The following is a 25,499-nucleotide window of genomic DNA, read 5'->3' as shown; positions in this document are numbered from 1 at the left end:
CTGTTTATTCGGGATTTTTATGGCCGCGCATTCCTGGGATAAAGCGACGGATATTTTCAAAGGTGGTTTTCTTGGCATTCTGCCGGATCCGGTCACGCGCTCTCTTGGTTTTAGCAAACTTCAACCAATCGCGATTGGGATATTGGCGGTTCTTTTCGATAATGATTTCTACAATGTCGCCATTCTTTAATTCTTGGTCGAGACGTCCCAGCTTATCGTTGACTAGCACACTGGAAGCTTTATTGCCGATGTTTGTATGGACAGCGTAAGCGAAGTCGATAGGGGTGGATTTTTCTGGCAGCTCGAAAGCATCACCCTTGGGCGAGAAAACGAAGATGCGGTCGCGGAAGATATCTAATTTTATTTTTTTCACGAATTCTTGGGTGTTAGTAATCTCTTTTTGGATGTCCAGGATTTCTTTGACCCAGCTGGGTTGTTGTTTAGTGTCTTTTTGGCTTCTCGCTTTGTAGTACCAGTGGGCAGAGAGACCGTAGCTGTTTTCTTCGTGCATCTCATAGGTGCGGATTTGGAATTCGGTTGCTTTATTTTCCGGTCCCACGACGGTGGTGTGGAGAGAGCGGTAGCCATTAGGCTTGGGTACGGCAATATAGTCCTTGAAACGGTTGGGGTTCGGCTTCCAGATGGTATGGATTATTCCCAAGACCTTATAGCAATCTTCAACCTCCGGGACGATTACCCTTAAGGCGAAAACATCATAGATTTCGTCGAATTTCCGGTCTTTATTTTCCATTTTCTTGAAGATGCTGTAGAGATGCTTGAAGCGGATTTCTAGTTCATAATTAAGGCCGGCCTCTTCTAGCTTCGGCTCCAAGATATTTTTTACTTTTTGGAAAAATTGGTTGCTTTCCGTCCTTTTTTCAACTTCATATTTCTGTTCTAGTTCATTGTATTTTTCCGGGTAAAGGTATTTGAAGCAAATATCCTCCATCTGCCAGCGTAAGCGCCAGATGCCGAGCATACCGGCGATCGGAGCGTATATTTCCAGGGTTTCTTGGGCAATCCTCTTTTGTTTTTCTGGCGGCAGAGAGTCTAGTGTGCGTAAATTATGCAAACGATCGCAGAATTTTATAAATATCACCCTGATGTCATTAGCCATCGCCAGGAACATCTTGCGCAAGTTTTCCCGGTAGCGTTCAATGCCGCGGTATTTGATCTTGCCTAATTTCGTAATGCCTTTAACTAATGAATAAACTTCGGGGCCGAAGTTCTTTTTTATATCATCTAAAGTATATTCTGTGTCTTCCGGCACGTCGTGGAGTAGCCCGGCGGTAACAGTCGGGAGATCAGCCTTGATTTCCGCCAGAAGGTAGGCGGTGTGAAGAGGGTGGTTAATATAGGGTTCGTTGTTTTTACGGAGCTGTCCCTTGTGGGCTGCGGCCGCAAAATCATAAGCTAAACGCAAAATATCCGTATCGGCTTGCGGGTTGTTCTCTTGGAATTTTTTGATGATGCGATCAATGGTCATTTTTGTTCTCTTGTTTTTATTTTTATGCTATAATTTCAGTATAACATAATACCCATGATAATTAAATCAAAAATTTCTAAAAAGTTAAGAAATAGCTGGTTTTTTTTAGTTATTTTAAGCTTAGGAGTCCTGTGGTTTTCTGTGGTTAAGGCCCAGGGAATCGACGCTGGTATCGAGGTGGTAAATAATAGCATCGGGCTTTCTTCAGATGACCCCCGGGTGATGGCCGCTCGGATCATCCAGATCTTCCTTAGTCTCTTGGGCGCGGTCACCGTTATCCTGATAATTTATGCTGGCGCTCTTTGGATGATGAGTGATGGCAATGAAGATAAGATCAGCCAGGCTAAACGGATTTTAAAACAATCAGTCATCGGTCTGGTTATTATTTTTGCTTCTTGGAGCATTACTACCTTCATATTGAACAAGCTTATCGATCAAAGCCAGGGGACGAGCAGTGAGCCAGCTGGCGCTAAAAGATCAGCTTTGGAATCAGGAGCTGGGGCTTTGGGTAATTGTACTCTAGAAAGTGTGTATCCGGCGCCAGACCAAAAAGAGGTACCAAGAAATACGGCTATTTTAGTGACGTTTAAAGAGCCGATTAACCCGACGACTGTTTGTGAAGACGCAAATAGTAACGGCAATTGCGACAATGAAGCTTTGAAAACAGATAGTGTCTCGATTTTAGCTGAAACCAGTACTACGGCTGCGGCGGCCACTGTTTCTATCACTAGCGATAAGAAAACTTTGGTTATTAGGACCAACGAATATCTGGGCTCTGATACGGGCTATACTGATTATTCCATAACTTTAAGCGGAAAGATAAAGAAAGACGGTCTGGATGAATCAATTTTTAAGACCTGTGCGTCAGATACTTATATTTGGAGTTTTGAAGTCAGCAATAAATTAGATTTAACCCCGCCTAAGATCATCGGTGTTTTCCCGGTACCGGATAATCAAAAAGATACGCCTTATCCGGCGGTAGAAAGGCGTTCTCAGGGGAGCGTAACTTTAAATTCACAACCCCAAGCCTATCAGGCGGCCAGCGTAGCTAATATTACGCCCGACAATTCGACTATGCCTGATGATACAGAAAAACATTCTAATAACTATCACGGCCAGGATGCGTCATTTAAGGTTAGTTATGACGCTGATAAGGGCAAAGGAGTCCTATTTAAGGTTTCAGGCGGAACCAATATTAATTTAATGGCCGCCGATTTTAATGGGCGTTCTATCGATTTTCCTAATTATTTCGGCTTTACCATTGATGCTGATCCGGAAGCAGGTGACGCTTGGGCTATTTCCGTTAATCCAGAGAAAATAGCTAGCACCGTCACGGTCGGGCAGACTGTTTATTCTTTTGCTGGTAATTCTAACGGCAATAATGTCGAGGTTGGTAGCAGCATCAATGATTCCGCCTCGAATTTAAAGGAGAAAATTAATTCTCCGAGCCAGCCGAATCCAGATGTCGAGGTTAGTAGTCTTAATGGTGGCACCCTATCGCTTAGGGCGAGGGAGGCAGGTTTAGCCGGGGATAATATTATTCTAAAAACCAATGATTCTAATATAGCTTTATCCCAAATGACCGGGGGGCTAGATAATGTCCAAGGCATGAATGTCCAAGGCAAGCCGGACCAGCCAAGAAATTCAGTAATCCAGATAGTCTTTGATGAGCCGATTAATCCGATGACTATCTCTGGTAGTGCTGATGAATTAAAGGACTATCTCCAGATTTTAAATATTACTGGCAATTTCGTTTCTAATAAAAGAAATGGAGATAATTGTTCTGGCGATCTAGAATGCTTATCAGCTAAATGTGAGAATGGTAAATGTGTCGGTGATTACCTGTCTGGTAAATTTGCGGCGGGTAGCAATTATAAGACGGTAGAGTTTATTTCTAATAATGAATGCGGGATGAACGGTTGCGGTGATAAGATATATTGCCTTCCATCAGATAGCCAGTTAATGGCTTTTGTGAATGCCGCTGAACTTTTTACATGTTCTAGTGATGGTGACTGCACTAAGTTCGGTAGTTATAAATGTTTGCCTAATGTGGAATTGGATCACAAGACTTGTCGGGATAGTAATTTAAGAAATTATCCTTTAGCCGATTTAAACCCCCAAAATCTTCATGGCTTGGTTGACCTGGCTAATAATTCTTTAGATGGCGATCAGGATGGTTTTTGTGACGGCCCAGCGGGCATACCTTATGTTGCTAATTCGATTAATCAGCACCCTCAACATGGAGACAATTATTCATGGTATTTTTTCATAAATAACCAGATCAAAGTTAATCCGCCTAAAATTTCTGGCAGTCCTAGCCCAGTGAGTGGTTCGCCCACTGATTTAACTGCGGCTATTAAGATTCCTTTTGATACTTTGATGATGGCTAGCACGATTAAGACCGGCAGCGAAGAGAAGGACGGCGTCACCCATAATTATCTTAACCTTTGGAGCCAGACTCCCCAGCCTCTAGGGTACTGGGCGGGGATAGAAAATAAAGATGAAAATAACCCAGACGGTTGGCCGGACAGGAGTGATGTTTATATTCTCCACTCTAACTTTAATGAATCTGTGACCTATAATGCTCAAGCCGGCTCTGGTTTGCGTGACATCTATCAAAATTGTTTCAAGCCTAGTGCTGGCGGGACTTGTTTAGCGGACGATACTCAATCTTCTTGTTGTTTTGGTAGCCCCACGGCCGAGAATGGCTTGGATAATAAAGGTAATTGTGCCCAATAAAAATATTTAAATTTACGCCTGTGTCGAGAAAAAACATCTTAAAATTATTTAGTTTTATCCTGATATTTTTCAGCATTTTAGCTTTTTTCCAGATTACCAATGCTCAAATCGATGTCGGTGTGGCTGAAATTGATAATGAGATCGCTTTAGGGACCGATGATCCTCGGGCGATCGGTGCCAGAATAATAAATATCGCCATGCTTTTCTTGTCGGCGATAGCTGTGGTCATCATGTTGGCCGGAGGTTTCAAATGGATGACTAGCGATGGCGATGAAAAGAAAGTTGAAGATGCTAAAAAGCTCCTGCGGAATGGAGCGATAGGTTTAGTTATCATCTTAGCTTCTTGGGGAATAGCGAGGTTTGTTCTGAATAAATTAGTTGATGCTACTGGTAATGGCAGCCAAAGTGGTTGTGTTTCCGGCGCTCCTTGCGGCTGTTCCGGGGTTTGGGATTGCAGCAGCGGTTTTGGGACTTGCGTTGGTAGTAATTGCGGTTTCGCTAATTTAGAAAAATGCACCACCTCCGGCGGAAACGGTTGCCAAGACGGCAGTTGCCAAGACGGCTACACTTGCGATTCTAATTGTTTTTGTGTTCCCCCGGCTGGTTTAGGAGAGTCCTGCGATGCTGATCCGGGCACGGCTGTTTGCGATAAGGACGAAAGTAAGTGCGGTCCGGCTTTGACTTGCAGTGAAAGTGATTGTACCTGCCAGGGCGCTCCGATGATAAATGAAATTAGTCCGGTTGGAGGCTATTGCGAATCTGCTCCCGATAGCCCCTGTGTTAGCGATACTGATTGCGCGAGTGGAATTTGTAATTTAAGTAATCCTAATGGCGCTAGCGGCAACCTATTATCTGTCTATGGTTATAATTTTGGCGATTATGATGCTGCGAGTAGCAAGATCCTGTTTGTTAATCCTGCAGGTGAAACCTTAGCTGGGACGCCCGGCGCTCCTTGCGTCAGTAATTGGACTAGCGAACAGGTAATAATCAGTGTCCCAAGCGGTTTAAATGGATCTTATCAATTAAAAATAGTGCGGAGCGACGGCCAATCGGATATGACTAATGATGCTAATGGTCCGCAGGTGCCAGATTTTATCGCTAATAACATAGTCCGGCCTGGCTTGTGTTCCCTTGATCCAGCTGAAGGACAAAAGGGAGATTTTTATTACTACGGCGTTAACCTGACCGGAGTTAAATCATATTTTGGTTCTTATGAAGCGGCTGTTTCCAGTAAGGGGACTGACTTAGTGACAGACAACAAGGTGGGCAAATCGATTATTCCTGATATTGTCTCTGGCAAGACAACTTTTTTCGTAACTAAGATGGCTGCTGCCGTTCCTTTAAAAAGTAATTATCTTAAATTCAGAAAGGTGGGCGAAGAAACTTTGACTCGTTTTATTTCCGGCTTCACGCCCGATAAAGGGCCGGTTGGGCAATATGTGACCATCAGGGGAAAGGGTTTTGGCCGGATTCAAGGGAAGAGCACAGTTAAATTCGTCTTAAAAGGCAGTAACCCTATGAGCGAGACGGATGCCAATTTTGATTTTCCCGAAGTCTGCGCGGATGCGATTTGGAGCGAGGATCAGATTATCGTTAAGGTTCCTAGCGGTTTAGCCGACAATAGCAGCTATTATCTGGATATAGTTTTTGCTGGCGGAGAAGAAAGGCTGAGCACTAAGGATCTTACTCCGCCTAATAACAGTGAATTTATTTTTAAAGCTAACGACCCCTTAAACCCTGGTTTATGTAAAATGTTTCCGATCAAAGGACAGGTGGGCACGTCGGTAGCCTTGTGGGGCGAATATTTTGGATCGGGTGCCAATGGTACTACTAAATTTTATAGCGAACAAGCAGTCAGCGCTGCGATTACCACCGAAGGACAGGGAAAGAATAAATCCCAAAAGATGGCGCCAAACGTTCCTGGCGGAGCCGCTTCCGGTCCAGTCGTGGTGGTTAATAACGGGAATTCCAGCAATCCTTTTAACTTTTCCGTTGGCGCCTGTAAAACCGACGGAGAATGCGGGGTTGATAATATTTGTTGCCAGGAAGGGAGCTACAAGAAAGGTTCCTGTGTGGCTAGTGAGAGTGACTGTGCTGGGAGCACTAAAAAATCCGTTTTTGAATGGAGATTTGATACTAATTACTATAATCTAACAGACCAATATAGTTGTAATGGCTGGGCTAAGGCGGTCGGGACCTGCCAAACAGGCAAATCTTGCCCCAACTCTCCTGGCCAATGCTCTCCTTTTAATTTAACCACTAAAGTTGACAAAGGAGTCTGTTGCACGTCGGGCGTATATAATAATGTTTTAGATAAATGTGTCGACGATACTCAATCTCCTTGCAATTTATCTATTTGGGAAAAGGATATCAACTCTTTCCGTGTTTGCACTAAGTCGGCTAATAATGAATATCATTGGGTGGTAAATAGCGCTGGCTATCCAGCCATTAATCCGCCTCAAGATGCCGGCACAGGCTGGATTAATCTTGGTAATAATAAATATAGAGACAATAAAAATGGTACTTCTTGTATCAGTTGTGCCGATGGTTTTGAATGCGCTGCTTTTAATACTAGCGGCAGTGTTGGTGTCTGTGCCAAGCCAGTTGATTGTCCTGGCGGTTCCAGCTGTGATGCTACGGATAATAAATGCTATGAAAGTCCTAGTTGTCAATGCTGTTGTCGGGTTGAACAAGCGGCCCAGGATTGCTGTGCCGGCTTGACTTGCGGCGGCGCTTGCGGCTCTGACACTAATCCAGCTAAAGATAAAAACAGCGGTCTGGGTAAATGTACTGGCTGTAAGACGCCTGGTGGCAATCAGGCAGATTGGGATGCTGCTTGTAACTGTTCTGGACATAGCGGGCAATATTGCGAAGTCGGCGATCCAGAATTTCCTGAAGGCTATTGCGCTGATTGCGATATCCTATCTTCGAATAATGGATTGTGCGCCAGCCATGCCTCTTGCTGTATCGACGGCGCTAGTGGCGGCGCTTGCCGTGGCGTTAATGTGAGTGGCGGCCGGGTGAGTGAGAACAGTACAGATACTTATTATGGCTATTGTTCTTATTATGATTGTGACCAAGCTAATCCCAGCCAATGTGGCCTTAATACTCCTTTAGCCTATGGTTTATATGAAAATACAGAGGTTTGCGGTCAGGCTTGCCAGGATAATCCTGGGTCAAGCCATTGTGCCGCAATAAGCGTGGAAAATGATTGTTTGATGGACGCCAGCTGTTGTTGGGATTTTAGTAATAATGTCTGTAAAGGCGAGGAGAGGATAGAAACAGGTGCTGATATCGGTTATTGCGCTTATTATACTTGTCCTGATTGTTCGTCGGCTAATAAGACGGGTAGCTATTTGAGCCAGGATAAATGTCAGACTAGCTGTAGTCCGGGTGGCGTAGGCATGACTTGCTCTAATCTGACGGCCAGCGGTTGTAATGCTTTCGCTTGCCCTCAGCCTTTCGGTTGTTTCCTTGAAAATGGCGGCGTCGGCGGAGCGGGGGCTAGCGATTGCGGTGCTTGTTGCTGTCAGGTTGGCGCTGCTACTGACGTTTGCGCCGGAATCAACACCGGAGAACCAAATTTAAAACTACAATGCGAGGCTGATCAAGCCCCTTGTTCCGGAGCTGGCCGCGGCCTATGTTGCGGTTGCTCTGAAGATGAACATTGCGGCGGTTCTGACAATGTCGCTTGTGATATTAATTCCTGCTGTCGAACCAGGCCAGAGGTTAAAACTGCCTCGACCACTCCAGCTGAGCTCGCTGAAAATGTCTGCCGTAACGCCTTGATTAAAGTTACTTTCAACCAGGCGATGGATGTTAATAGTTTTACCGGTAACGTGCTTCTTTTAGAGGAGCGTGCCCCGGGGTCATCTTGTCCCTCCGGAACTTTCTTAGCTGATAACAGTTTGTTAGAACAACCTAAATCTAAAAATTTCTTAGCCCGGATCCTGGATAAGGTATTTTATGTTGGGCGAAATATTTCCCGAGTCTTTTCTAGACAGACCAGTTTAGCCGCTTTCACTAATCCAGGAAATAATAATGACAAGGTGTATTGTTCTATTCCTGGTTTAGTCAGCAATGAAAAATCTGCTAGTGATACCCTTATTTTTAGCCCCCAGAAGCTTTTAAACCCTAACACCGTATATTATATAGTTGTCAAAGGTGATCAATTCTTGCATAGCGATAGCGGCGTCCTTAGCTATTGGGCGACCGGTTTGAACGGTGCTGGTTTGAATCTGGGTGGGGGTACGACGATCGAGGGACAGGATATTTCCTTCAACAAGATAAATTACGTTAATTCATATATTTCCGTTTTCCGGACTATGTCTTCGCAGGGAGCAGACGCTGGCATCTGCACGGTTGATCACGTCCAAGTCTCTCCCTCTTCATATCTGTTCCAGACGACCAATAATGATCTGAACGAAAATGATTCTGATTCGACTAATTCTAGTTTTGATTCTAAACGAGATAGCGATAAGGCGTTTAGCGCCTATGCGTTAAGTAAAGATGGCCAATATTTGAATCCGTTATCTGAATATGATTGGGATTGGATTTGGGGCGTAGATGATGCTGATGTGGTCGACCAAGTAGCGGGGATTAATTGGGGGACTGCTGAGAATAAGACTTTGCTGCGAGCTAAGACCGGAGTGACTGATGACAGCACTTCTGTTACTGCCGAAGTAGATATGAAGTCAGTAATCACCGCCGGGGACGGCGCTATTGGTTCCGCCCCAGTTTATGTGTTTGTGTGCGAGAATCCTTGGCCATCAGTGCCAGCTTCGGGAATTTGGAGTCCTTGGTTAGATGATTCTAATTGTGATGCTGGCGGCGCTTGTAATAACTTTAATTATAAATTCTATTATTGCCGTGATTCCGGACAACCAGGTACGGCCGATGATTTACCGGCTATTAACGAAGATCCGGTGACCAGGGGACAAAATAGCGCCCTCATCTGCAGCGTTGGCGGCGAGCCTTGCCCCACGGGAGCTAATAGCGGTGATGCTTGCGGTTCTTATGGCCAGTGCATCTTTAATGTTTTGAAGGAATCATATTTCTTTAGGGCCGCTAAGCCGAAGATTGTGACGATAGTTAGCGCTACTGATAAAAAGATTGGTGGTACGGTCGAATTGCAATGGCGTTCTATCAGAGCGGTTGACCAGTCGACTAGCGTTAGTACCTATAAGATTTATTATGGTATTTCCGGAGCCTCTCAAAGTAATAAGCGGGTGTTAGCGTCTGATAATTGTGTGGAAAGCGGATTAGATTATGTCTGTATATATACTATTACCGGTCTTAGCGACAAGCAGTTATATTCTTTTAGGATAACGGCTTTAACCAATAAAAACCAAGAGAGTGAATTATCCGACCCGGCCGAAGTGACTCCGACTGATATGCGCCCACCTCTAGTGCCCTTGGGTTTCGGAGCTGGCGGCTAATTAGCGTTTAATTTTTATATTATATATGGCTTCCAAAAAAAGTACGGCTGGGAAAAAGAAAACCAAGCCGATGTTGCCGCATAATTTAAAGCTAATCTTGTTATTAGTATTTACCTTTATCCTCGGTTTGGAATTTTTAGTCATCCAAAGGACTTTTTCTGATTTCTATAAGGAGAGCGATGCCGAAATCCAAGCCTTGCTAAATAGCGGTAGGATGAATCTAGTTAAGAAGAATGCCCTGCCTCCTTTGGGCTTGAGCGCGGCTTTAGCGGCTGGTTCTAAGACGATCAACTTTTTCTGGACGCCAAATAACGACAGCACCCAATTCTATCGCTTGTATCACGGGGTAGAGTCGGGCGTCTATAGCGAGTCATATGATTCGCAACTCAAGGCTTCTAATATCGAATTTGATTATAGCCAGATGAGTCCTAAAATCCATTATTTTGCCCTGAGCGCTATTGGAGCGAATGGAGTCGAGAGTAATAAATCTGAGCCGATCGCTCTTGATCTCGGCAATCTTAATAAATGCGGTAATGGCTTGATAGAGCCGGGTAATAATGAGATTTGCGATAATAATTCGAAAGCCTGTATTTTATCAGGCAGTAGTTATAGGGGGCAGCAGACTTGCGTTAGCAGCAGCGAAACTGATGGTTGCCGGGCTTGGAATGCTTGCCAAGCAGCCGAATCTTGCGGCGATGGAATTACTAACGGTCCTGAAGCTTGTGACGGCTCGGGATCTTTCAATTGCAATCTCGGTTTATACTCAGGAACAACTAATTGTGAAGCGGGTTGTCATCTAGGGAATTGCAATATAGGTTCTCAGGCTTGTGGTAATAAGCAACTGGAAGGCCGTGAGCAGTGTGAACAAGATTCTAGCGGAGCTTGGCCTCAGCCTCAGGATTGTGTTTGGAGTGGGTTTTCTGGCAAAAAAACTTGTGATGCTTGTCTGTGGAGCGATTGTAAAGTAACTCCGGTTTGCGGGGCTAACAATGGCAAGGATTTAACTAGCCTGACTTATTATGATGCGGGCAACTGTGGTGTAGGGACCGTCAAAGATTTTGTTTCCAACTCTGCCGGCTGGAATTGGAGTTGTGATGGCAATAACGGTAGCCCAGTCAATTGTTCGGCGACTCGTCGGTCTAGCGGAGTGTGCGGTGAGGCCCATAACCTGCCGCTTACTTCTACGCCTACCTCAGGACTCTGTGCCAGCGGGAGCGCTTCAGCGGTCACTCCTTCTGGAGGCAAGTATATTTGGACTTGTTTTGGGTCTGGGGCGGGCAGTAGCAACGCTTCATGCTCAGCTCCTATCTGTGGCAACGGCCTGGTAACTAGTCCGGAACAATGTGATTTTGGTTCTGGTAATAATAATGCGAGTTCTGGCTGTACGGAAAATTGTAAATATGGAAATTATTTCTATTCTTGTCCCGCCCTTCCGGCCGGTTATAATGTTTTTAATTCTGTGAATGGATATAACATTAAATGCACCGGCGCTAATGGCGCTAATAATGCTTGTGGCGCCTGGGAGGCTAACCCGCCTAAAGATTTGGTGACCGAATATAACATCCAAGGATCAGAAACTACTTGCCGGTTTAAATGCAATCCGAATGAACCTTTTGGCAAATGTGGCACCGATGTCGGTTGTCAGACTAGTCTGAGCAATTTTAGCAACTGCGGCGCCTGTGGCCAAGCTTGCGATACAGGTAAGAACTATGATTGTCTTGGCACTTGGCCCAGCAAATCTTGCGATTGTTCCGGGAGTTACCGTGATTGTGACGAAAATACTGCTAATGGTTGTGAAATAAATACCGCCTCTAACAACAGCCACTGCGGCGCATGTAATAACGCTTGTCCGACTTTGAGCCAGTGTGTTAATGGATCCTGCGCTTGTTCCTCTGGCGAATGTAGCGGTGTTTGCGTAGATCTTCAGCATGACCTGCTAAATTGCGGCACGTGCGGTAATAAATGTAACAATGGTAGTTTTGGTAGCCATGGTTTTTGCCAGAGCGGTTCCTGTGCTTGTAGTCCAGGCTATGAATGGGATCCAATCAATAAAGTATGTAAGGAGGGTAGTTGCGGCGATGGTTTTGTGACTGGGTCAGAACAATGCGATTATAATTCCAGCCCCAATTTTAAGAGCGAAACTCCGTCCTTGTCCTGTAATTTAGATTGTAAAATAGTTAGGACTATGTCTTGCGCAGATTCCGGTTACTCTAATTTAAATAATATAAATTTTTTCTGTGGCACTTACACTCAGATTTGTAGCGGGTCAGCTGTCCAAGGAGGCCAGACTTATTGTAGTGTTTGGGGGCCAACTCAAAATCCTGTTTTTTCTCCCGATCCTTATGGCGTTTGCAATGCCTATAAGCAATGCGAATATAATTGTAAGGCTGGCAAAGGTAATTGTAACGGGCAGGATATCGATACTTGCGAGGTTGACCTAAGTAGTGATGAAAATCATTGTGGTGCTTGTACCGGCCCTAATTCTACTTGTTCGGGGTCATATCAATGTATAGCCGGCAGCTGCCAGAGATGCGGCGATGGCGTGAAGAACGGTAATGAAGAATGCGATGGTACTGATCCTGGCGGAGGTTTATACTGCGACAACGAGACTTGTAAAGTTTATCAACAAGTTGCTTGTACTAGTCCTGGATATCAGACTTATTGGTCTTCTAATGGTTATAGTAATTGGTCTAGCATGAATTTTTGCGGGTCTTCAGCCGTGGTTTTTAAAGTTTATTGTGAAAATGGTAAATATAACATTAGCAATAATTGCCCGGCAGGCAGTTGGCAGTATTCAAGCACGCTGCCCCCAGTCTATAATAACAGCACTTGTCCTTTGAATGCTTGTTATTATAGTTGTAATGCTCCCTATAAAGATTGTACTGGCGCTAAAGATGGATGTGAAACGAATGTCCAGGGCAACGATAAGACAAATTGTGGTGACTGCGGGCAAACTTGCCCTGGAAGTTATAATTGCAATAGCGGTGTTTGTGAACGCTGTGGCGATGGCGTGATTAATGGCAACGAACAGTGCGATGGCCCCGGGAAGGGCAGTTTCACCTGTGGCTCAGATTGTAGGCTATATAAAGATGTCGCTTGCGGCAGCACGGAATACCAATCTTTTTACCAGACAAAGGGTTATACTAATTTTAATCACGTAAATTTTTGTACTAGCCCTGTATTTTCTGTCCCTTGTATAAGTTTCAACGGTACCACCTGTACGTCATGGGATCTATCCGCTACCAAGCCCCCGATATATAATGATAGTAGTTGCAGTCTTTCTAACTGTTCATATAGTTGTAAGAGTAATTGGTTTAATAAAAATACTCTAGATTGGGATACCTGTGAATATGAGCAGGCCGGAGGCGGAGGTTTACGATAAAATTAGCATCATTTCAAATATGTCAAAACATAAATTTATAATTTTTTTTCTTGCTTTGGGTTTTATTTTCGGTAGCCTATTATTTTTTTCTCCGCTAACTAGAGCCCAGCAAGACAGCTCCGACGCCATTGCGGTCCGAGTGCTACCTAATCCTCATCATTATTCGATTTCCCGCTGGTATAAAGAGCAGGGCTTCAAAGGCTCCCCCCAAGCCTTGACGGTTGATGGCTATGAAGCAATCCGCGATGGCCGGACAGTTTATGTAAACGCGACCAATGTTATCGGCACCACCATATATACTAATATTTATCTGATCTCATATAATCAAACCGCTAATACCCAAACTTCCGATGTTTTAGGGAGTATCGTTTCCCATTGGAAGTTTAATGAGAATTTCCCTTCGGCTTCTTTGGAAGGCAATTGCAATATTGGTTCCGTACCCTGTAATTCTGATAAAGATTGTGCCACTGGTTATAAATGCAGCGCTGATGCCAGCGATTATCGCAATAAATGCATTCCTCAGAATGATTCAAAGTGTAATTCGGATACTGACTGTTCAGTCGGCGTTTTTTGTTCCAGCCTGAAAGCTAAAATAACGAGAGATATTGAACGGGTGGCTCGTTTGTCAGAATTAGATGCAGCTTTAGCGAATTACCGAACGGCCAATAAGCGTTTCCCGGTCTTAGATGCTGGCACTTTCGTAAAACACAAGACAGTTTCAACTTGGCCTAGTTGGCGCGAAGTGCTCTTGCCGGCTTTAAGTTTAAGTACGCTTAGTGACCCCATCGACTCCATGGGCTATTGCCCAGGCTTTGAGGCGGCTACTTGTTGGAATAAGAATAATAACACTTTTTTTGAAAAGACATCCGACGGGAAGCACCTCAAGTTTCCAGCTATGAGTCGAGTTATCTATTACTCTACTGACAGTAATGGCTCAGCCTATACTTTATGCGCCGGTATGGAAAGTCCGGATGAATATAACACCTCTGGCAACGCTTTATCCAAGTTTAGATGCGCTGATGCCATTATTAATAATACCAGCGCTGCCAATACCCCGCCTAAGATAGTTGATTATCAGTTAAACGGTATTAGCGGCCAGGAATTTAACGGTTTCATCAAAGTTTTTGATGCTGAAAACAACCCTTTGACTTTTAATTTTGTACCTACCGATGATTGGTCCTGGGATAATATGCCAGTGATGCAAATGACTAATAATCCTAACCAGATCAAATTGCACGCAGCTAAGGCCGGTGATCCGGGCAACTATCACTTCAGTTTTTCCGTTAATGATGGTAATGGCACCATGACCACCACCACTATACCGATTAAGATCTCTGAATCTCAAGTCCTTCTCGAGGCCGAAGATATCACGCACGTGCTCAAGCCGAATAGCAATCTAGAATACTCCTTTATTTATACTGGAGATGGTAGCTTATCAAAAACTTTAACACGCGAAACTGGCGGCGGGAGAAATTTAGGTGATTTTGACCCGGCTCTTTTGTCGTCTACTAGGTTGGGCGAGAATAAATATGAGATAAAAATGAAGTCTAATAGAAATGACTTAAAGTCTTTAAGCACTGGAAGTTATCCTAACGGTCCCTTCTTATCCAACACAACTACAGTTTATTTATTATCTGTTGGTGGCCCTGGTGGAGTTTCTAAAAAAATCAAGTTTAATATAGTAGTCACCCCTCCAATTCTTGATTTTAATTGTCCAGCAGAAGCCAGGGTTGGCCGCCCTTATGCTTGTTTTATTGGTAATAGGTTACAAGGTGATTATACAATTTCCTATACCGCCATTGGCTTGCCCTCTAGTAATGCTTTAATACTTGATAACAACTATAGTCAGGTTTCTAAAGATAAAAATACTAATACAGTAGCTAAAAAATCGTGGTTTATGAGATTGTTAAGCGGTTTGTTTGGCTCTTCTAGTTTATTCGTTGATAAGGAAGCTTATGCGGCCATAAATAACCCCGGAGAGATTGATTCAAATCGTTATTATATACATAATAATACTGCGGTTCCGAATATTACTATCGGTGATATTGGTTCATATGACGTGACGATTACAGCTACCAATGATTTTAAGACCGCTAGTAGTAAATCTTTTAGTTTGAAGATTAATAGTTTTTGCGGCGACGGGGTGAAGGGTTATCCGAACACTGAGGGGAAGGGTGGTTATTATAATGATGGTTTTGAGGATTGCGACGGCATTGCCTCAACGACCCGTTCCGTGCCTCTTATTAGCGATTGGCCGGCTAACAGCAGTATTTCCAGACAGTATTCTTGTGATTCAAATTCTGATTTTGTGTATCCGATAAAAAACGGTTCTTATTGCGTGTTCTCTTCGCCTCTTAAGGGCGGCGGGTTTAAAGGTGATGGCTTATGTGAAACTATAGATTATAGCAGCGGCCTTCCTTTAGAAACTCCTATCAATGCCCCGGAAGATTGCGGACAAGCCGCTGGCGGTAGTACACCCCCCGGGGCCACTTGTGGTGACGGTATTATTAATCAAATTAGCGAAGTTTGCGATTGCGATGTTACTAACGGGCAGTGTGATTTTGGCGGCAAGACCTGCAAAGATTTTAATTTTTGGTCGGTTGCGCCCTATGGAGGCTTAACCCTAAAATGTGCAAGCAATTGCCAGTTTGATAATCCAACCGGGGCGGATGGGACATGCTTGTATCCCCATCAGGTATTTAATAATTCAGTGTTTACCTGTGCAGTCGGTTGGAAAAATTGCAATAATAACGTGGTTGATGGTTGTGAAAGAGAAGGTTGTTGCCCGAATTGTACTAATAAGCAATGCGGCCCAGATGGCTGCGGCGGATCTTGTGGCGTTTGCGAAACTCCGCCTGGGCAGATTTGCAAGAATGGTCAATGCTGTCAAAGGAATTGTACTAATAAACAGTGCGGAGCCGACGGTTGTGGCGGTTTGTGCGGCACTGGCACCGGAGACGATGGTTGTCCCGAAGGCAAGGTTTGCACTAGCAATAAGCAATGCAAATTGCCGAATTGCGGGAATTATGAATATTGCGAAACCGGCTATCTTTGCTGTCATAAAACCAGCTATGAGTTTTGTTTCCCGCATGATAACCCCTCGATGTGCAACCAAGGCCCAGTATAAAATAAATTTATGAATAAAAAGAAAATAATTTTATTAGTCCTAGCCCTTTTAATCCTTATCGCAGTTTTATCCTGGGTTTTTGTCAGGATAAATAAAGGGGCTAATAATAATCAAGCGCCAGCGCAGAGTTTCAAGGTTGAATATATGACCGCCGCCGAGAAAGCAGCCAAGAATCTTGACCCTAATACTAGGGCACAGGTTATTCAGCGTGACTCCGGCAACAATGTAATTGTTTATAAGCTTATCCGTAAAGACAGCGATGTCGTGACAGACTTGCGGCAGCTTGAAGTTCAAAGGCCGCCTCGGCCAGAAATAAAGCAGTAGTTTTAGGAAATTAAAAAATCCTCTGTTTCTCGTACAGAGGATTTTTGTATAGAGCCGTAAAGAGCTTATTGCTTAAGAAATTTCCTTACTTCTACTTTGCCATTGTCGTTTTGTTTAATCCGGCAAAGGTAAAGGCCGCTAGGGAGAGTGGAAAGATCCAGGCGAGTAGCATTGGCAGTCAACACCAGGTTGCCCAGGGCATCAAAGATTTCTACTACAGGATTAAGGGCGTTATCCAAATAGAGATAATCTTTAACCGGATTAGGATAGACTTTTAAGCTTGTGGCTTGATTTTCTTCCAGTCCGGTGACGATGTCATAGGTTACTTGGTACCAGGTAGAATCTGTCGGGTCGTCCTGATTGAAGAAGACATAACGGATAGAAGTCCAACCTAAATGATTATTCCAGCTGTAAAGAGATCGAAAGCCGCTAAAGATGCTGTCTGAAGCTATTATCAGCGGTCCCGAGATAGAAACGGAAGAGTTATAGAGCGTATCCCAGACAAAGCAGTTACTGGCGCCATTGACTTGGTTCAGTATCACCTTTTTGCATTTGATGGTTTTTGAGCTACCGCTAACGTTCTTGATACCAAAGTCTCCATTGCTGTTGAAGATGACCGTGTCCGGGACATTGGGCGTGCTAAGGTTGATAATGTAGTTGCCAGGGTTAATAACCTGCCCGCTACCAAGGTCAACCAGGTTGATGCTTGGCCAGACTAAAACCGATAATTCAATGATTCGGTCGTTGATAATGTAGATCTTATCTCCAGCTTCTATGATTTTGTAATTAGGACTAATATTGTTCATAGTCTTAATCGACAGCGTTCCGAGGCTGGCTGGATCGAGGAGGTAGATTTTGAATGGTTCGCTGGGGTTGGTCCCGGTTGGCCCGATTATCATGAAAGGATAATCCTGGCCGCAGTTAATCTTCCCGAAATAGTGAGCTACGTCATCTATCGGCGAGAGGCTGGCAACGTTGACCCATCCTAAATTGCTGCCGGTGTTTGGGTTAATTTTTCTAACCGTGCCATCCCCGTCGGCAAAAAGGAAAACGTTGTTATTTGGGTGTATGCCAGGGCGCCTATAAGTGCTTATATTGGTTAACGACACTTCCCACGCGTTAGTAAAATTATTCGTATCCTTTTTGATTAGTTTAATTCCTCCGCTTCCAGAATTTATACCACCTAGGTAGTATATCGAACTATTGTAACCGAATAAATCCATCAAAAAGATTAAGTTTTCTGGTGGGTCAGCATTCAATATTTGCAGGTTGCCATCAAATTTGATTTTCTGAGAAGTTGTCGGTCCCGAACTATATATTATAGGATTTAAGTAATAAGATCCTCCGTATGAATTAAAAAGATCATATTCTTTTAGAAGACCAGAGAAATTAGTTGAGTCAATGGTTAAATCATTTACGCTGGCTAAAGTATTTGGGTTTATCTTGTAAATTTTTACCATAGTTGCCAGATTACAACCCTCGGTCGTCCACCAGATATAATTCCCGTAATAATCTAATCTAGAAGAAAGGCTTTGGTAGACTCCTAGACCAGTCCAGGTAGTGTCTTTTAGCAAACTTAGGTTATCGCTATAGAGTTTTACTCCGGTTAAGTGGCCATTATCTATCATGCTCGTTAGTAAGACTTTATTATCATAACACAACATATTCATGTCATATTTGACATCATCCTTATTGACTGAGGCGACAACATTGCCACTGGCATCGCGTTTTTCAACGCGGTAATGATCAAAATTTACCCAGTAGCCTCGGTAAATTAAGGTGTAAGCATAGCCGTTCATAACCTGCAGATCCTGGCAGATTTCTCCGGCGGTGAGGGCGACATTCCAGTTTTCTTGCATCGTGATGCTCTGGGAAACAGCCGGCCGGAAATTAATCAACAGCCAGCCAAAAAGCAGAAAAAAGTAGAACAACTTTTTCATGGGTTTCTGAATTAAAGGGTTTAGCATGGTTTTTATTATTTTTTTGTTAATGTTCTGGGTTATTTGGGCCTTTATGGCTCCTTTCAGCCTATTTTTAGATAGACTTGTTATATTAGTTTTTTTTGTTGATTTTGTCAAGAGGAACGATTTAGATTTTCTTGTTTAAAAATTTAAATCTTTTCTATTATCATAATAGCCCCAAAATCCTGAAATAACAATGTTTTGTATTTTTATCGTTCTGTGTATAGTGATAAAATTAAAAAAATGTTATACTGTAATTAGTTTTATATTAGCCTGATGAAAGGATTAATTTTAGGTATTTTTATATAACAAAAAATATGTTTAATGAGATCACTAACACCCCGCCAGCTAACGGCGTGAACCCCACTCCAGCCTCGGGATCGGTTCCTCCTAAGAAAGAGGTTGATGATATCTTTTCCGAGACCGACCGTGTGGACAGTGTCGGCGTCTTTTCTCAGGCTCGGCCTCAAATTGAAGCCCAGACTGTCGGTTTAGGTGCAGTAGCCCATCAAGAGGAAGACGCCCCTAAACACTCAGGCGGCAAGGTACTTAAAAAATTAGTTATTATTTTTATCATCCTTGGCATTTTGGGAGCCGGGGCCTATTTTGCCTATACCAAATTTACAGCTCAGTCATCTTTGGTGAATTCCGAGCCAGAACCTTCTCCGATTGAAACAAGTGCGCCGACCCCTCCGGTTACTAATTCACCGTCAGTATCCGAAACACCTAGTTCGACTCCGGCAGACATGGCCAGCACCTCAGATATAATCAGTGATATTCCGACTTCAACCGTGGTGGTGACTCCGACTGTGCCCGATTTGAGCACGATTGATTCTGATAGTGACGGTTTAAATGACACCCAAGAGAATCAGCTGGGTACCAACCCGAACCTGATCGATTCCGATAATGACGGTTTAAGCGACGGCGAGGAAGTGAATACTTATCAAACCAATCCTTTATTGTCCGATAGCGATAACGATGGATTTACTGACAGCGTGGAAATCCGTGGCGGATATAATCCTAACGGTCCAGGTAAGCTATCGAGATAAGGACTTTTATCTATGCTAAGCAATTTAGCCAACGGTCAGACTTTTAAAAGTGCGGCGCCCGTTAAGCCGAGCCGTAATTTAATGCTAAATTTGCACATCATGCCCCAACCGGGAGAAACCATCTTTCCAGGTCGTGGCTGGTTATGGGCCGGGCTCATCACTTTTATGATCATGGCCGGTTTAGCTTACCTGTGTTTTAAATAAAATATGTTTTTGCAAGCTAAGAAAACAAAAAAAAATTTAGAAAATGATAAAGATAAGAAGCAGGATCTAAGCGCCCGTCTAGATCAGGATATTTCTATTCATAGTATGCCAGCTAAGAGTGTTTTGGCTAATTCTTCTTATGCCTCTGGGGCTGACGGCGCCTTAATCATAAATTCAGAGTCGAAGCACAAAAAAATAGGCCTGTTCATTATCGTTGGTAGCTTGCTGGTGGTCGGTGGTATTATTTATGCCGCCTATACTTTTATGATCAAGCCGGCGGCTACCAGTCGACCTGTGTCTCAAAATCAAGATGCCCCGAAGATTAACAGTAATCCAATAAATAATGCGGTCACCCCGGATCCGATCTTAGCTGAAATTCCGACCAATATTAATGAGGCTAGTTTAGCTACGATTACGACCGAAGTCGCGACTTCTAGTGCTAGCTCTAGCTTGGTTTTCCAGGGGGAAGGCAATATTATTGCTTCTTCGACTCAACCGGTGGTAGACTCCGATAGTGATACCATTAATGATTTAGAAGAGGTGATTTTGGGTTCTAACCCTAACTTAGAAGATACTGATGCCGATGGTTTTTCTGATTTAGCCGAGATCCAGGCCGGTTATGACCCGATCAGCACCGGCAAGCTTGACGCCAATGTTAATTTAGCTAAATACTCGCTGGCTAAATATGAAATCCTTTATCCTAAGATTTGGGCATTAAAACCTTTAGCGACAGATGACGCCGTAATCTTTACCGCGGCCGACGAATCATTTATCCAACTGTCGGTCCAGAAGAATCTGAACGCGCAAAGCATCGCCGCTTGGTATAAAGAGGAATTTGCCGTGCTAGATATACCGGAGGCCCAGCTGATTGCCAAAGATTGGGGCAACGGGGTAATGAGTGATGATGGCCTGACCGTTTATTTTACCGATAATAAGGAAGAGAATATTTATGTTTTAGCTTATACCCCTTTAGATGAGAAAAACCTGGCTTATCCTAATATATTCCGGTTGATGCTTAATTCCCTAAAAGTTAAAACCCAGCCTTGATTAAAAGACAGCAATTAGGTCATAAAAGGAGCCAGAAGCGGCTCCTTTAGCTTATATCTGGAAAAAAGATGTTTGGTGTGTTAGTATTTTTATATAATCTTTTTAAAAGGCAATAAATATAATCATATGAAGATAATAAGCGATGTTAAGAAGATTGATGAGCTATTAAGCAGAGGGGTGGCAGAAGCGATTGATCGGGACGACTTGCGTAAGAAATTATTGAGTGGCCAGAAGCTCAGGGTGAAGCTAGGTATCGACCCGACCAGTTCTAATATCCATCTTGGACGCTCAGTGCCCTTATTAAAATTGCGTGATTTTCAAGAATTAGGCCACCAGATAATCTTTATCATCGGTGATTTTACTGGCACTATCGGAGATACTTCTGACAAGACCAGTGAGAGGCCGATGTTAGACGAAGCGACCATTAAGCATAATATTAAGAATTACGTTGATCAGGCTAAAAAGATAATAGATATTAAGAAATGCGAAGTCCACTATAATGGTGACTGGTTGCGGAAGCTGAAATATGAAGAGATCTGCCGCCAGGCTAATATATTTTCTATCAATGAATTTATTTCTCGGGAGAATATCAGTCGTCGCCTAGAAGCTGGTTCTCGCGTTTCTTTGCGCGAGGTCTTATATCCTCTCATGCAAGGCTATGATTCAGTCATGGTAAAAGCTGACGTTGAAATCGGGGGTACGGACCAGAAGTTCAACCTTTTAGCGGGGCGGGAGATGCAACGCTATTACCAGCAAACTCCTCAGAATATCATTACCAACCCCATAATTGAAGGTTTGGATGGTCGCAAGATGAGCTCCAGCTGGGGTAACACTGTTAATCTATTGGATTCCGCTAAAGATATGTTCGGTAAGATCATGTCTTTGCGCGATGAGTCGATTATCGATTACTTTACTTTGCTTACCCGTTTGGATTTAGCCGAAATCAATGATTTTAAATCAGCTTTAGCAAACGGAGCTAATCCGAGGGATTATAAGATAAGATTGGCCAAAGAGATTGTGAGATTTTATTTCTCTGAAACCGAGGCTCTAGCTCAGGAGGATAATTTTATCAAGACTTTTTCCCATAAGGAAGTTCCGGAAGAGATAGAAGAATTCAAACCTCATGCATACGACTTGGTCTCGATTTTAGTAGAAGCTAAGCTGGTTAACTCTAAGTCGGATGCGAGACGGGTGATTGAACAGGGAGGGGTCAAGATAAATCAGGTGGTAGAGAAGGATCCGGGCGCTCAGGTTCATTCGGGGGCAGTCATCCAGAAGGGGAAGATTAATTTTTTGAAGATAGTATAAATTTTTTAGGATTACACAAAACCACCGCCTGCAGGCGGTGGTTTTTTTGTCTTGGTTAGGATTATTGTTTTTTGATTATCTTATCAATCAATCCATAATTTTTAGCTTCTTCGGCTGTCATGAAATAATCGCGATCAGTATCTTTCTCAATCGTGGCTATTTTTTGGCCGCTGTGTTGGGCTAATATTTTATTCATCTTGTCTTTGATTTTTAGGATATGTTCAGCTCTGATTTTAATATCAGTCGCTTGTCCTTCGGCGCCGCCCATGACTTGATGGATCATGATTTCGCTGTTAGGCAGAGCCAGTCTCTTACCCGGCGTGCCGGCGGCCAAAAGAACTGAAGCCATAGAAGCAGCCATGCCCACGCAGATAGTAGATATGTCCGATTTTATATATTGCATGGTGTCGTAGATGGCTAAGCCGGCCGTGACTGATCCGCCGGGCGAGTTGATATAGAACTTGATATCTTTATCCTTATTTTCAGCGTCCAAAAATAAGAATTGGGCGATAATTATGTTAGCGGTATGGTCATCGATCCCTTCTCCAAGAAAGATTATTCGGTCTTTAAGGAGACGGGAGTAGATATCATAGGCTCTCTCTACTTGTCCCTCCTTTTCGATAACGGTTGGTATTAGAGGCATATATTTTTAGTTTATTTTAGTTATTTAACACTAATTATAGGTTAAAGCGATGTTTTTGTAAATGTCTGGCGCTTGACATTATTTTTGATATGCTTTATTATAATAAAGCACTTTACTTAGATAAAGTAATATTATGCCAGCCGGAGAATCAAAAAACAATATTTATATTAATGATCTGTATTCTGCCATCTTAAAGCTTAGGAATCTGGATGAAGCTCAAAGGTTTTTTCGCGACCTGTTAACCGAACAGGAGATTTTAGAATTCAGTCGAAGATGGCGGGCTGCTCAGATGCTAGCTGGCCAGCAGTCCTATGCCGCCATAGAGCAAGAAACGGGTTTAAGCTCTGCGACCGTCGCCAGGATTTCTAAATGGTTGAATTCTGGTATGGATGGCTACAAATTAATTATTAAGAGAACTAGAGCGCATCAACACCATTTGACTGTTAGGAAGGGTTTGGCTTAAGATCTCATTGATCGTAATTCAAACTCTTCTTAACAGAAGAATAATAACGCTCTTTTTTAAAACCAAAAATAAACCCTTAAAAATCTCATGTATGAAAAACATGGAAAACAAAGTTTATGTCATTACTGCCGCTGGTGGTAATGCTACGGCTATCATGGTTTTATCAAAAGCTAAAACTCGTGCCGAATATGAAAAAATCGGCCGTGATTTAATTTTTGATAACCAGGATAAATCCGTTGAACAGGCCGGCTTTCTAGTAATTGCTGACCAACATTTTGAGATGAGCGGCGGCGAATTCTGCGGTAATGCAGCTAGGGCGGCGGCCATCTTGTTCTCTAAGTTGATTGGTAAAAACCAGGTTGAATTTACGATGTCTGGTTTTCCAAAAACTGTTCGTGCCTCCTTATCTGAATTAGCTCCTCGCCAATTCTTAGTGGAGTGCCATTTTCCAGAAATGCCTTTGCAGGTTTCGACGGTTGATATCGGTCAAACAGCGACGTTGGTTGATTTAGGCGGTATCGTCCACGTTATCATTGAGGCCGCTTTTCCGGAAGTTGATTTCGAAATCAAGCATCGGCAAATTACTAAAGCTTTAAACTTGGATAACCGAGAAGCAGTCGGAGTAGTTTGGGTCAGTAAAGGTGAGTTTACCGCCAAGATTGATCCGGTCGTCTGGGTAAAAGGCGTAGACTCTTTCTTTTATGAATCTTCCTGCGGGTCTGGGTCGATCGCGGCCGCTAAAGTTTTAGGCTTTAGCCAGATTTTTCAACCAACCGGCAAGGTTATTACCGTCTTAATTAAAGATAAAGAAGTAATTCTAACTAGCGAAATGGAGGTTACAGATGGAGAGTATTAATTATCTGATTTTGAGTCGTAAGGATGGGCTGAAGTATCAGCCAGCTTTCATTAAGGTTTACCAAGAGGTGTTTGCTGGTCCGCCATACTTTGAGACTTATTCTGATGAGGAAGTGATTTATTCTGCCTGGGATTCCCATTTGGAAAAAGGTTGCATTGTATTGGCGATGAAAGGTGATGAGGTTATCGGTCTTGGTTGTTGTATCCCGATTCTTAACATCATGCCAGGCGAAGCTAATGAAGATGTTAAAAATTTGTTTTTTTCCCGGTTAGATTCTTTGCCCATCCCGCTAAATCGCGCTTGCTATATGTCAGAGTTGGCAGTTTTGTCAGATTTTCGCGGCTTAGGTATCGGAACCGAATTGATACGTCAGCGTTGGAGCTGGGCCAAAAGTTTCGGCCTATCCCATTATATTGTGAGGACAGCCGCTGAAGGTAGTAATTCGGTAAGGATGTATAAGCATTTAGGGGCGAAGGAAATTGATGGTTTAGTGCAAGATGTTACAGGAATCGGAGTTGAGTCGAAAAGCCGGCAACGCATCTTTCTCTATGGAGAGATTGATTAGAAAAAACTAAAGCCCACTATAAAGGTGGGCTTTTTAAGAACAGTATGATAAAATTTAAATAACTTATGTTAAATAATAGAAAAATTCTTAAATATTCCGATTTACAGAAAATCAAAGCGGGGGAAAATAAAGATCCTTTGGTTTCTTTAAATTCTCTCTGTCCCGAGATAAATTGTCACTACCAGAAGAAGGATATGTTGAGGATAAGCGGTCCGGAAATTTTTGTCAGAAAAGCCGTGGCCCTAAAATTGCGCCGGATAAATAAAATCTTACAAAAAAAAGACCCCAGTCTTCGTCTAAAAGTTGTTTATGGCTACCGCCACCCAGCCATCCAGGAAAAGTATTTTAAAAGGGTTTTTAAAAAAATAAATTTAGAAAAACCCAACTTGAGCCAAGAAAAACTCAAAAGTTTAGTCCATGCTTTTGTGGCTGTACCAGATGTGGCTGGCCATCCAACTGGCGGTGCTTTAGATATAAGTATTGAAAAAGATGGCCAAGAATTAGATATGGGGACCAGGATAGCTGATTTTAGCCAGCCGGAGAAGATCAAGGCTTTCGCTAAGGGTCTAAATCGAGAACAGCGTTATAACCGTTATTTATTAAGGAGTCTCTTGCTCAAGGAGGGGTTTGCTCCCTTTAACGGAGAATGGTGGCATTTTTCTTATGGAGATAAAGAATGGGCTAGTTTTTATGGCCGCAAGAAGTCTCTCTATTCTTCAGTTATTATTGATTGACAGGTATTAAGTTTCTTGCTAACATATTGAGAAACAAAATTTTCTTTTTCAAATATACGGGGTACGTAGTTCAGGGGTTAGAACGGTAGATTGTGGATCTATTGGTCGCGGGTTCGAATCCCGTCGTACCCCCGCCAGCCTGTTTTAAATAAGAAACAGGCTTTTTAAATATT

At 43.1% G+C, this 25,499-nt stretch carries 16 protein-coding genes and 1 tRNA gene; 14 read left to right on the top strand and 3 right to left on the bottom strand.

The window, feature by feature from the left end:
* Window positions 1-4: 4 nt before the first annotated feature.
* Window positions 5-1,486, bottom strand: coding sequence for a RelA/SpoT family protein (locus tag WC441_03640; protein MFA5163594.1), 1,482 nt, complete (start codon window positions 1,484-1,486; stop codon window positions 5-7).
* Window positions 1,487-1,540: 54 nt separating this feature from the next.
* Here WC441_03640 and WC441_03635 point away from each other — a divergent pair, with 54 nt between their 5' ends.
* The 5 genes from WC441_03635 to WC441_03615 are packed head-to-tail and all read left to right on the top strand — an operon-like array spanning window position 1,541 to window position 16,496.
* Window positions 1,541-4,225, top strand: coding sequence for an Ig-like domain-containing protein (locus WC441_03635; protein MFA5163593.1), 2,685 nt, complete (start codon window positions 1,541-1,543; stop codon window positions 4,223-4,225).
* 20 nt (window positions 4,226-4,245) lie between these two features.
* Entirely contained in the window at window positions 4,246-9,663 is a 5,418-nt protein-coding gene (locus WC441_03630; protein MFA5163592.1) for an Ig-like domain-containing protein, read from the top strand.
* A 25-nt stretch (window positions 9,664-9,688) separates the two neighbouring features.
* Window positions 9,689-13,045, top strand: coding sequence for a DUF4215 domain-containing protein (locus WC441_03625; protein MFA5163591.1), 3,357 nt, complete (start codon window positions 9,689-9,691; stop codon window positions 13,043-13,045).
* Window positions 13,046-13,064: 19 nt separating this feature from the next.
* The gene (locus WC441_03620; GenBank protein MFA5163590.1) at window positions 13,065-16,172 is read left to right on the top strand and encodes a hypothetical protein; all 3,108 of its coding nucleotides are present in this window, start codon (window positions 13,065-13,067) and stop codon (window positions 16,170-16,172) included.
* 9 nt (window positions 16,173-16,181) lie between these two features.
* Window positions 16,182-16,496 carry a hypothetical protein gene (locus tag WC441_03615; GenBank protein ID MFA5163589.1) on the top strand — a complete coding sequence of 105 codons (315 nt, stop codon included), beginning with the start codon at window positions 16,182-16,184 and terminating at the stop codon, window positions 16,494-16,496.
* A 65-nt stretch (window positions 16,497-16,561) separates the two neighbouring features.
* On the opposite strand, the gene WC441_03610 is transcribed toward WC441_03615, so the two are convergent.
* Window positions 16,562-18,436, bottom strand: a complete 1,875-nt coding sequence (locus tag WC441_03610; GenBank protein MFA5163588.1) for a T9SS type A sorting domain-containing protein — start codon at window positions 18,434-18,436, stop codon at window positions 16,562-16,564.
* Between the two features lie 338 nt (window positions 18,437-18,774).
* Between WC441_03610 and WC441_03605 the strand changes: the two genes are divergently transcribed.
* From WC441_03605 to tyrS, 4 genes are all read left to right on the top strand, one after another.
* Entirely contained in the window at window positions 18,775-19,506 is a 732-nt protein-coding gene (locus tag WC441_03605; GenBank protein MFA5163587.1) for a hypothetical protein, read from the top strand.
* Window positions 19,507-19,518: 12 nt separating this feature from the next.
* The gene (locus WC441_03600) at window positions 19,519-19,710 is read left to right on the top strand and encodes a hypothetical protein (protein ID MFA5163586.1); all 192 of its coding nucleotides are present in this window, start codon (window positions 19,519-19,521) and stop codon (window positions 19,708-19,710) included.
* A 3-nt stretch (window positions 19,711-19,713) separates the two neighbouring features.
* The gene (locus WC441_03595; protein MFA5163585.1) at window positions 19,714-20,757 is read left to right on the top strand and encodes a hypothetical protein; all 1,044 of its coding nucleotides are present in this window, start codon (window positions 19,714-19,716) and stop codon (window positions 20,755-20,757) included.
* Window positions 20,758-20,883: 126 nt separating this feature from the next.
* Window positions 20,884-22,065: a tyrosine--tRNA ligase gene (tyrS, locus tag WC441_03590; GenBank protein ID MFA5163584.1), complete on the top strand. Its 1,182-nt coding sequence runs from the start codon at window positions 20,884-20,886 to the stop codon at window positions 22,063-22,065.
* A gap of 61 nt (window positions 22,066-22,126) precedes the next feature.
* Here tyrS and clpP read toward each other — a convergent pair whose 3' ends face one another.
* Window positions 22,127-22,708, bottom strand: coding sequence for an ATP-dependent Clp endopeptidase proteolytic subunit ClpP (clpP, locus tag WC441_03585; GenBank protein MFA5163583.1), 582 nt, complete (start codon window positions 22,706-22,708; stop codon window positions 22,127-22,129).
* A 133-nt stretch (window positions 22,709-22,841) separates the two neighbouring features.
* Between clpP and WC441_03580 the strand changes: the two genes are divergently transcribed.
* The 5 genes from WC441_03580 (at window position 22,842) to WC441_03560 (ending at window position 25,458) form a co-directional block, all read left to right on the top strand.
* A complete protein-coding gene (locus WC441_03580) occupies window positions 22,842-23,171 on the top strand; it encodes a YerC/YecD family TrpR-related protein (protein ID MFA5163582.1) in 330 nt (109 codons plus the stop codon).
* A gap of 91 nt (window positions 23,172-23,262) precedes the next feature.
* On the top strand, window positions 23,263-24,027 hold the full coding sequence (locus tag WC441_03575) for a hypothetical protein (protein ID MFA5163581.1): 765 nt from the start codon (window positions 23,263-23,265) through the stop codon (window positions 24,025-24,027).
* Complete coding sequence (locus tag WC441_03570) at window positions 24,014-24,592, top strand: GNAT family N-acetyltransferase (GenBank protein MFA5163580.1); 579 nt, start codon at window positions 24,014-24,016, stop codon at window positions 24,590-24,592. Before WC441_03575 ends, WC441_03570 begins: the two co-directional genes overlap by 14 nt.
* Window positions 24,593-24,657: 65 nt before the next feature.
* Window positions 24,658-25,326: a M15 family metallopeptidase gene (locus WC441_03565; GenBank protein ID MFA5163579.1), complete on the top strand. Its 669-nt coding sequence runs from the start codon at window positions 24,658-24,660 to the stop codon at window positions 25,324-25,326.
* 59 nt (window positions 25,327-25,385) lie between these two features.
* Window positions 25,386-25,458 (top strand) — tRNA-His (locus WC441_03560).
* Window positions 25,459-25,499 lie beyond the last annotated feature (41 nt).

The organism is Patescibacteria group bacterium, assembly GCA_041651355.1.
In the GTDB taxonomy this organism is placed as follows: Bacteria; Patescibacteriota; Patescibacteriia; order Patescibacteriales; family UBA12465; genus JAPLVX01.
Note: the sequence above shows the minus strand (reverse complement) of the source record. Positions and strands in the feature narration are given on the sequence as shown.

Coding starts and splice junctions, on each gene's coding strand:
- WC441_03640 (MFA5163594.1), bottom strand. CDS start 1,486: ATGACCATTGATCGCATCATCAAAAAATTCCAAGAGAACAACCCGCAA.
- WC441_03635 (MFA5163593.1), top strand. CDS start 1,541: ATGATAATTAAATCAAAAATTTCTAAAAAGTTAAGAAATAGCTGGTTT.
- WC441_03625 (MFA5163591.1), top strand. CDS start 9,689: ATGGCTTCCAAAAAAAGTACGGCTGGGAAAAAGAAAACCAAGCCGATG.
- WC441_03620 (MFA5163590.1), top strand. CDS start 13,065: ATGTCAAAACATAAATTTATAATTTTTTTTCTTGCTTTGGGTTTTATT.
- WC441_03615 (MFA5163589.1), top strand. CDS start 16,182: ATGAATAAAAAGAAAATAATTTTATTAGTCCTAGCCCTTTTAATCCTT.
- WC441_03610 (MFA5163588.1), bottom strand. CDS start 18,436: ATGAAAAAGTTGTTCTACTTTTTTCTGCTTTTTGGCTGGCTGTTGATT.
- WC441_03605 (MFA5163587.1), top strand. CDS start 18,775: ATGTTTAATGAGATCACTAACACCCCGCCAGCTAACGGCGTGAACCCC.
- WC441_03600 (MFA5163586.1), top strand. CDS start 19,519: ATGCTAAGCAATTTAGCCAACGGTCAGACTTTTAAAAGTGCGGCGCCC.
- WC441_03595 (MFA5163585.1), top strand. CDS start 19,714: ATGTTTTTGCAAGCTAAGAAAACAAAAAAAAATTTAGAAAATGATAAA.
- tyrS (MFA5163584.1), top strand. CDS start 20,884: ATGAAGATAATAAGCGATGTTAAGAAGATTGATGAGCTATTAAGCAGA.
- clpP (MFA5163583.1), bottom strand. CDS start 22,708: ATGCCTCTAATACCAACCGTTATCGAAAAGGAGGGACAAGTAGAGAGA.
- WC441_03580 (MFA5163582.1), top strand. CDS start 22,842: ATGCCAGCCGGAGAATCAAAAAACAATATTTATATTAATGATCTGTAT.
- WC441_03575 (MFA5163581.1), top strand. CDS start 23,263: ATGAAAAACATGGAAAACAAAGTTTATGTCATTACTGCCGCTGGTGGT.
- WC441_03570 (MFA5163580.1), top strand. CDS start 24,014: ATGGAGAGTATTAATTATCTGATTTTGAGTCGTAAGGATGGGCTGAAG.
- WC441_03565 (MFA5163579.1), top strand. CDS start 24,658: ATGTTAAATAATAGAAAAATTCTTAAATATTCCGATTTACAGAAAATC.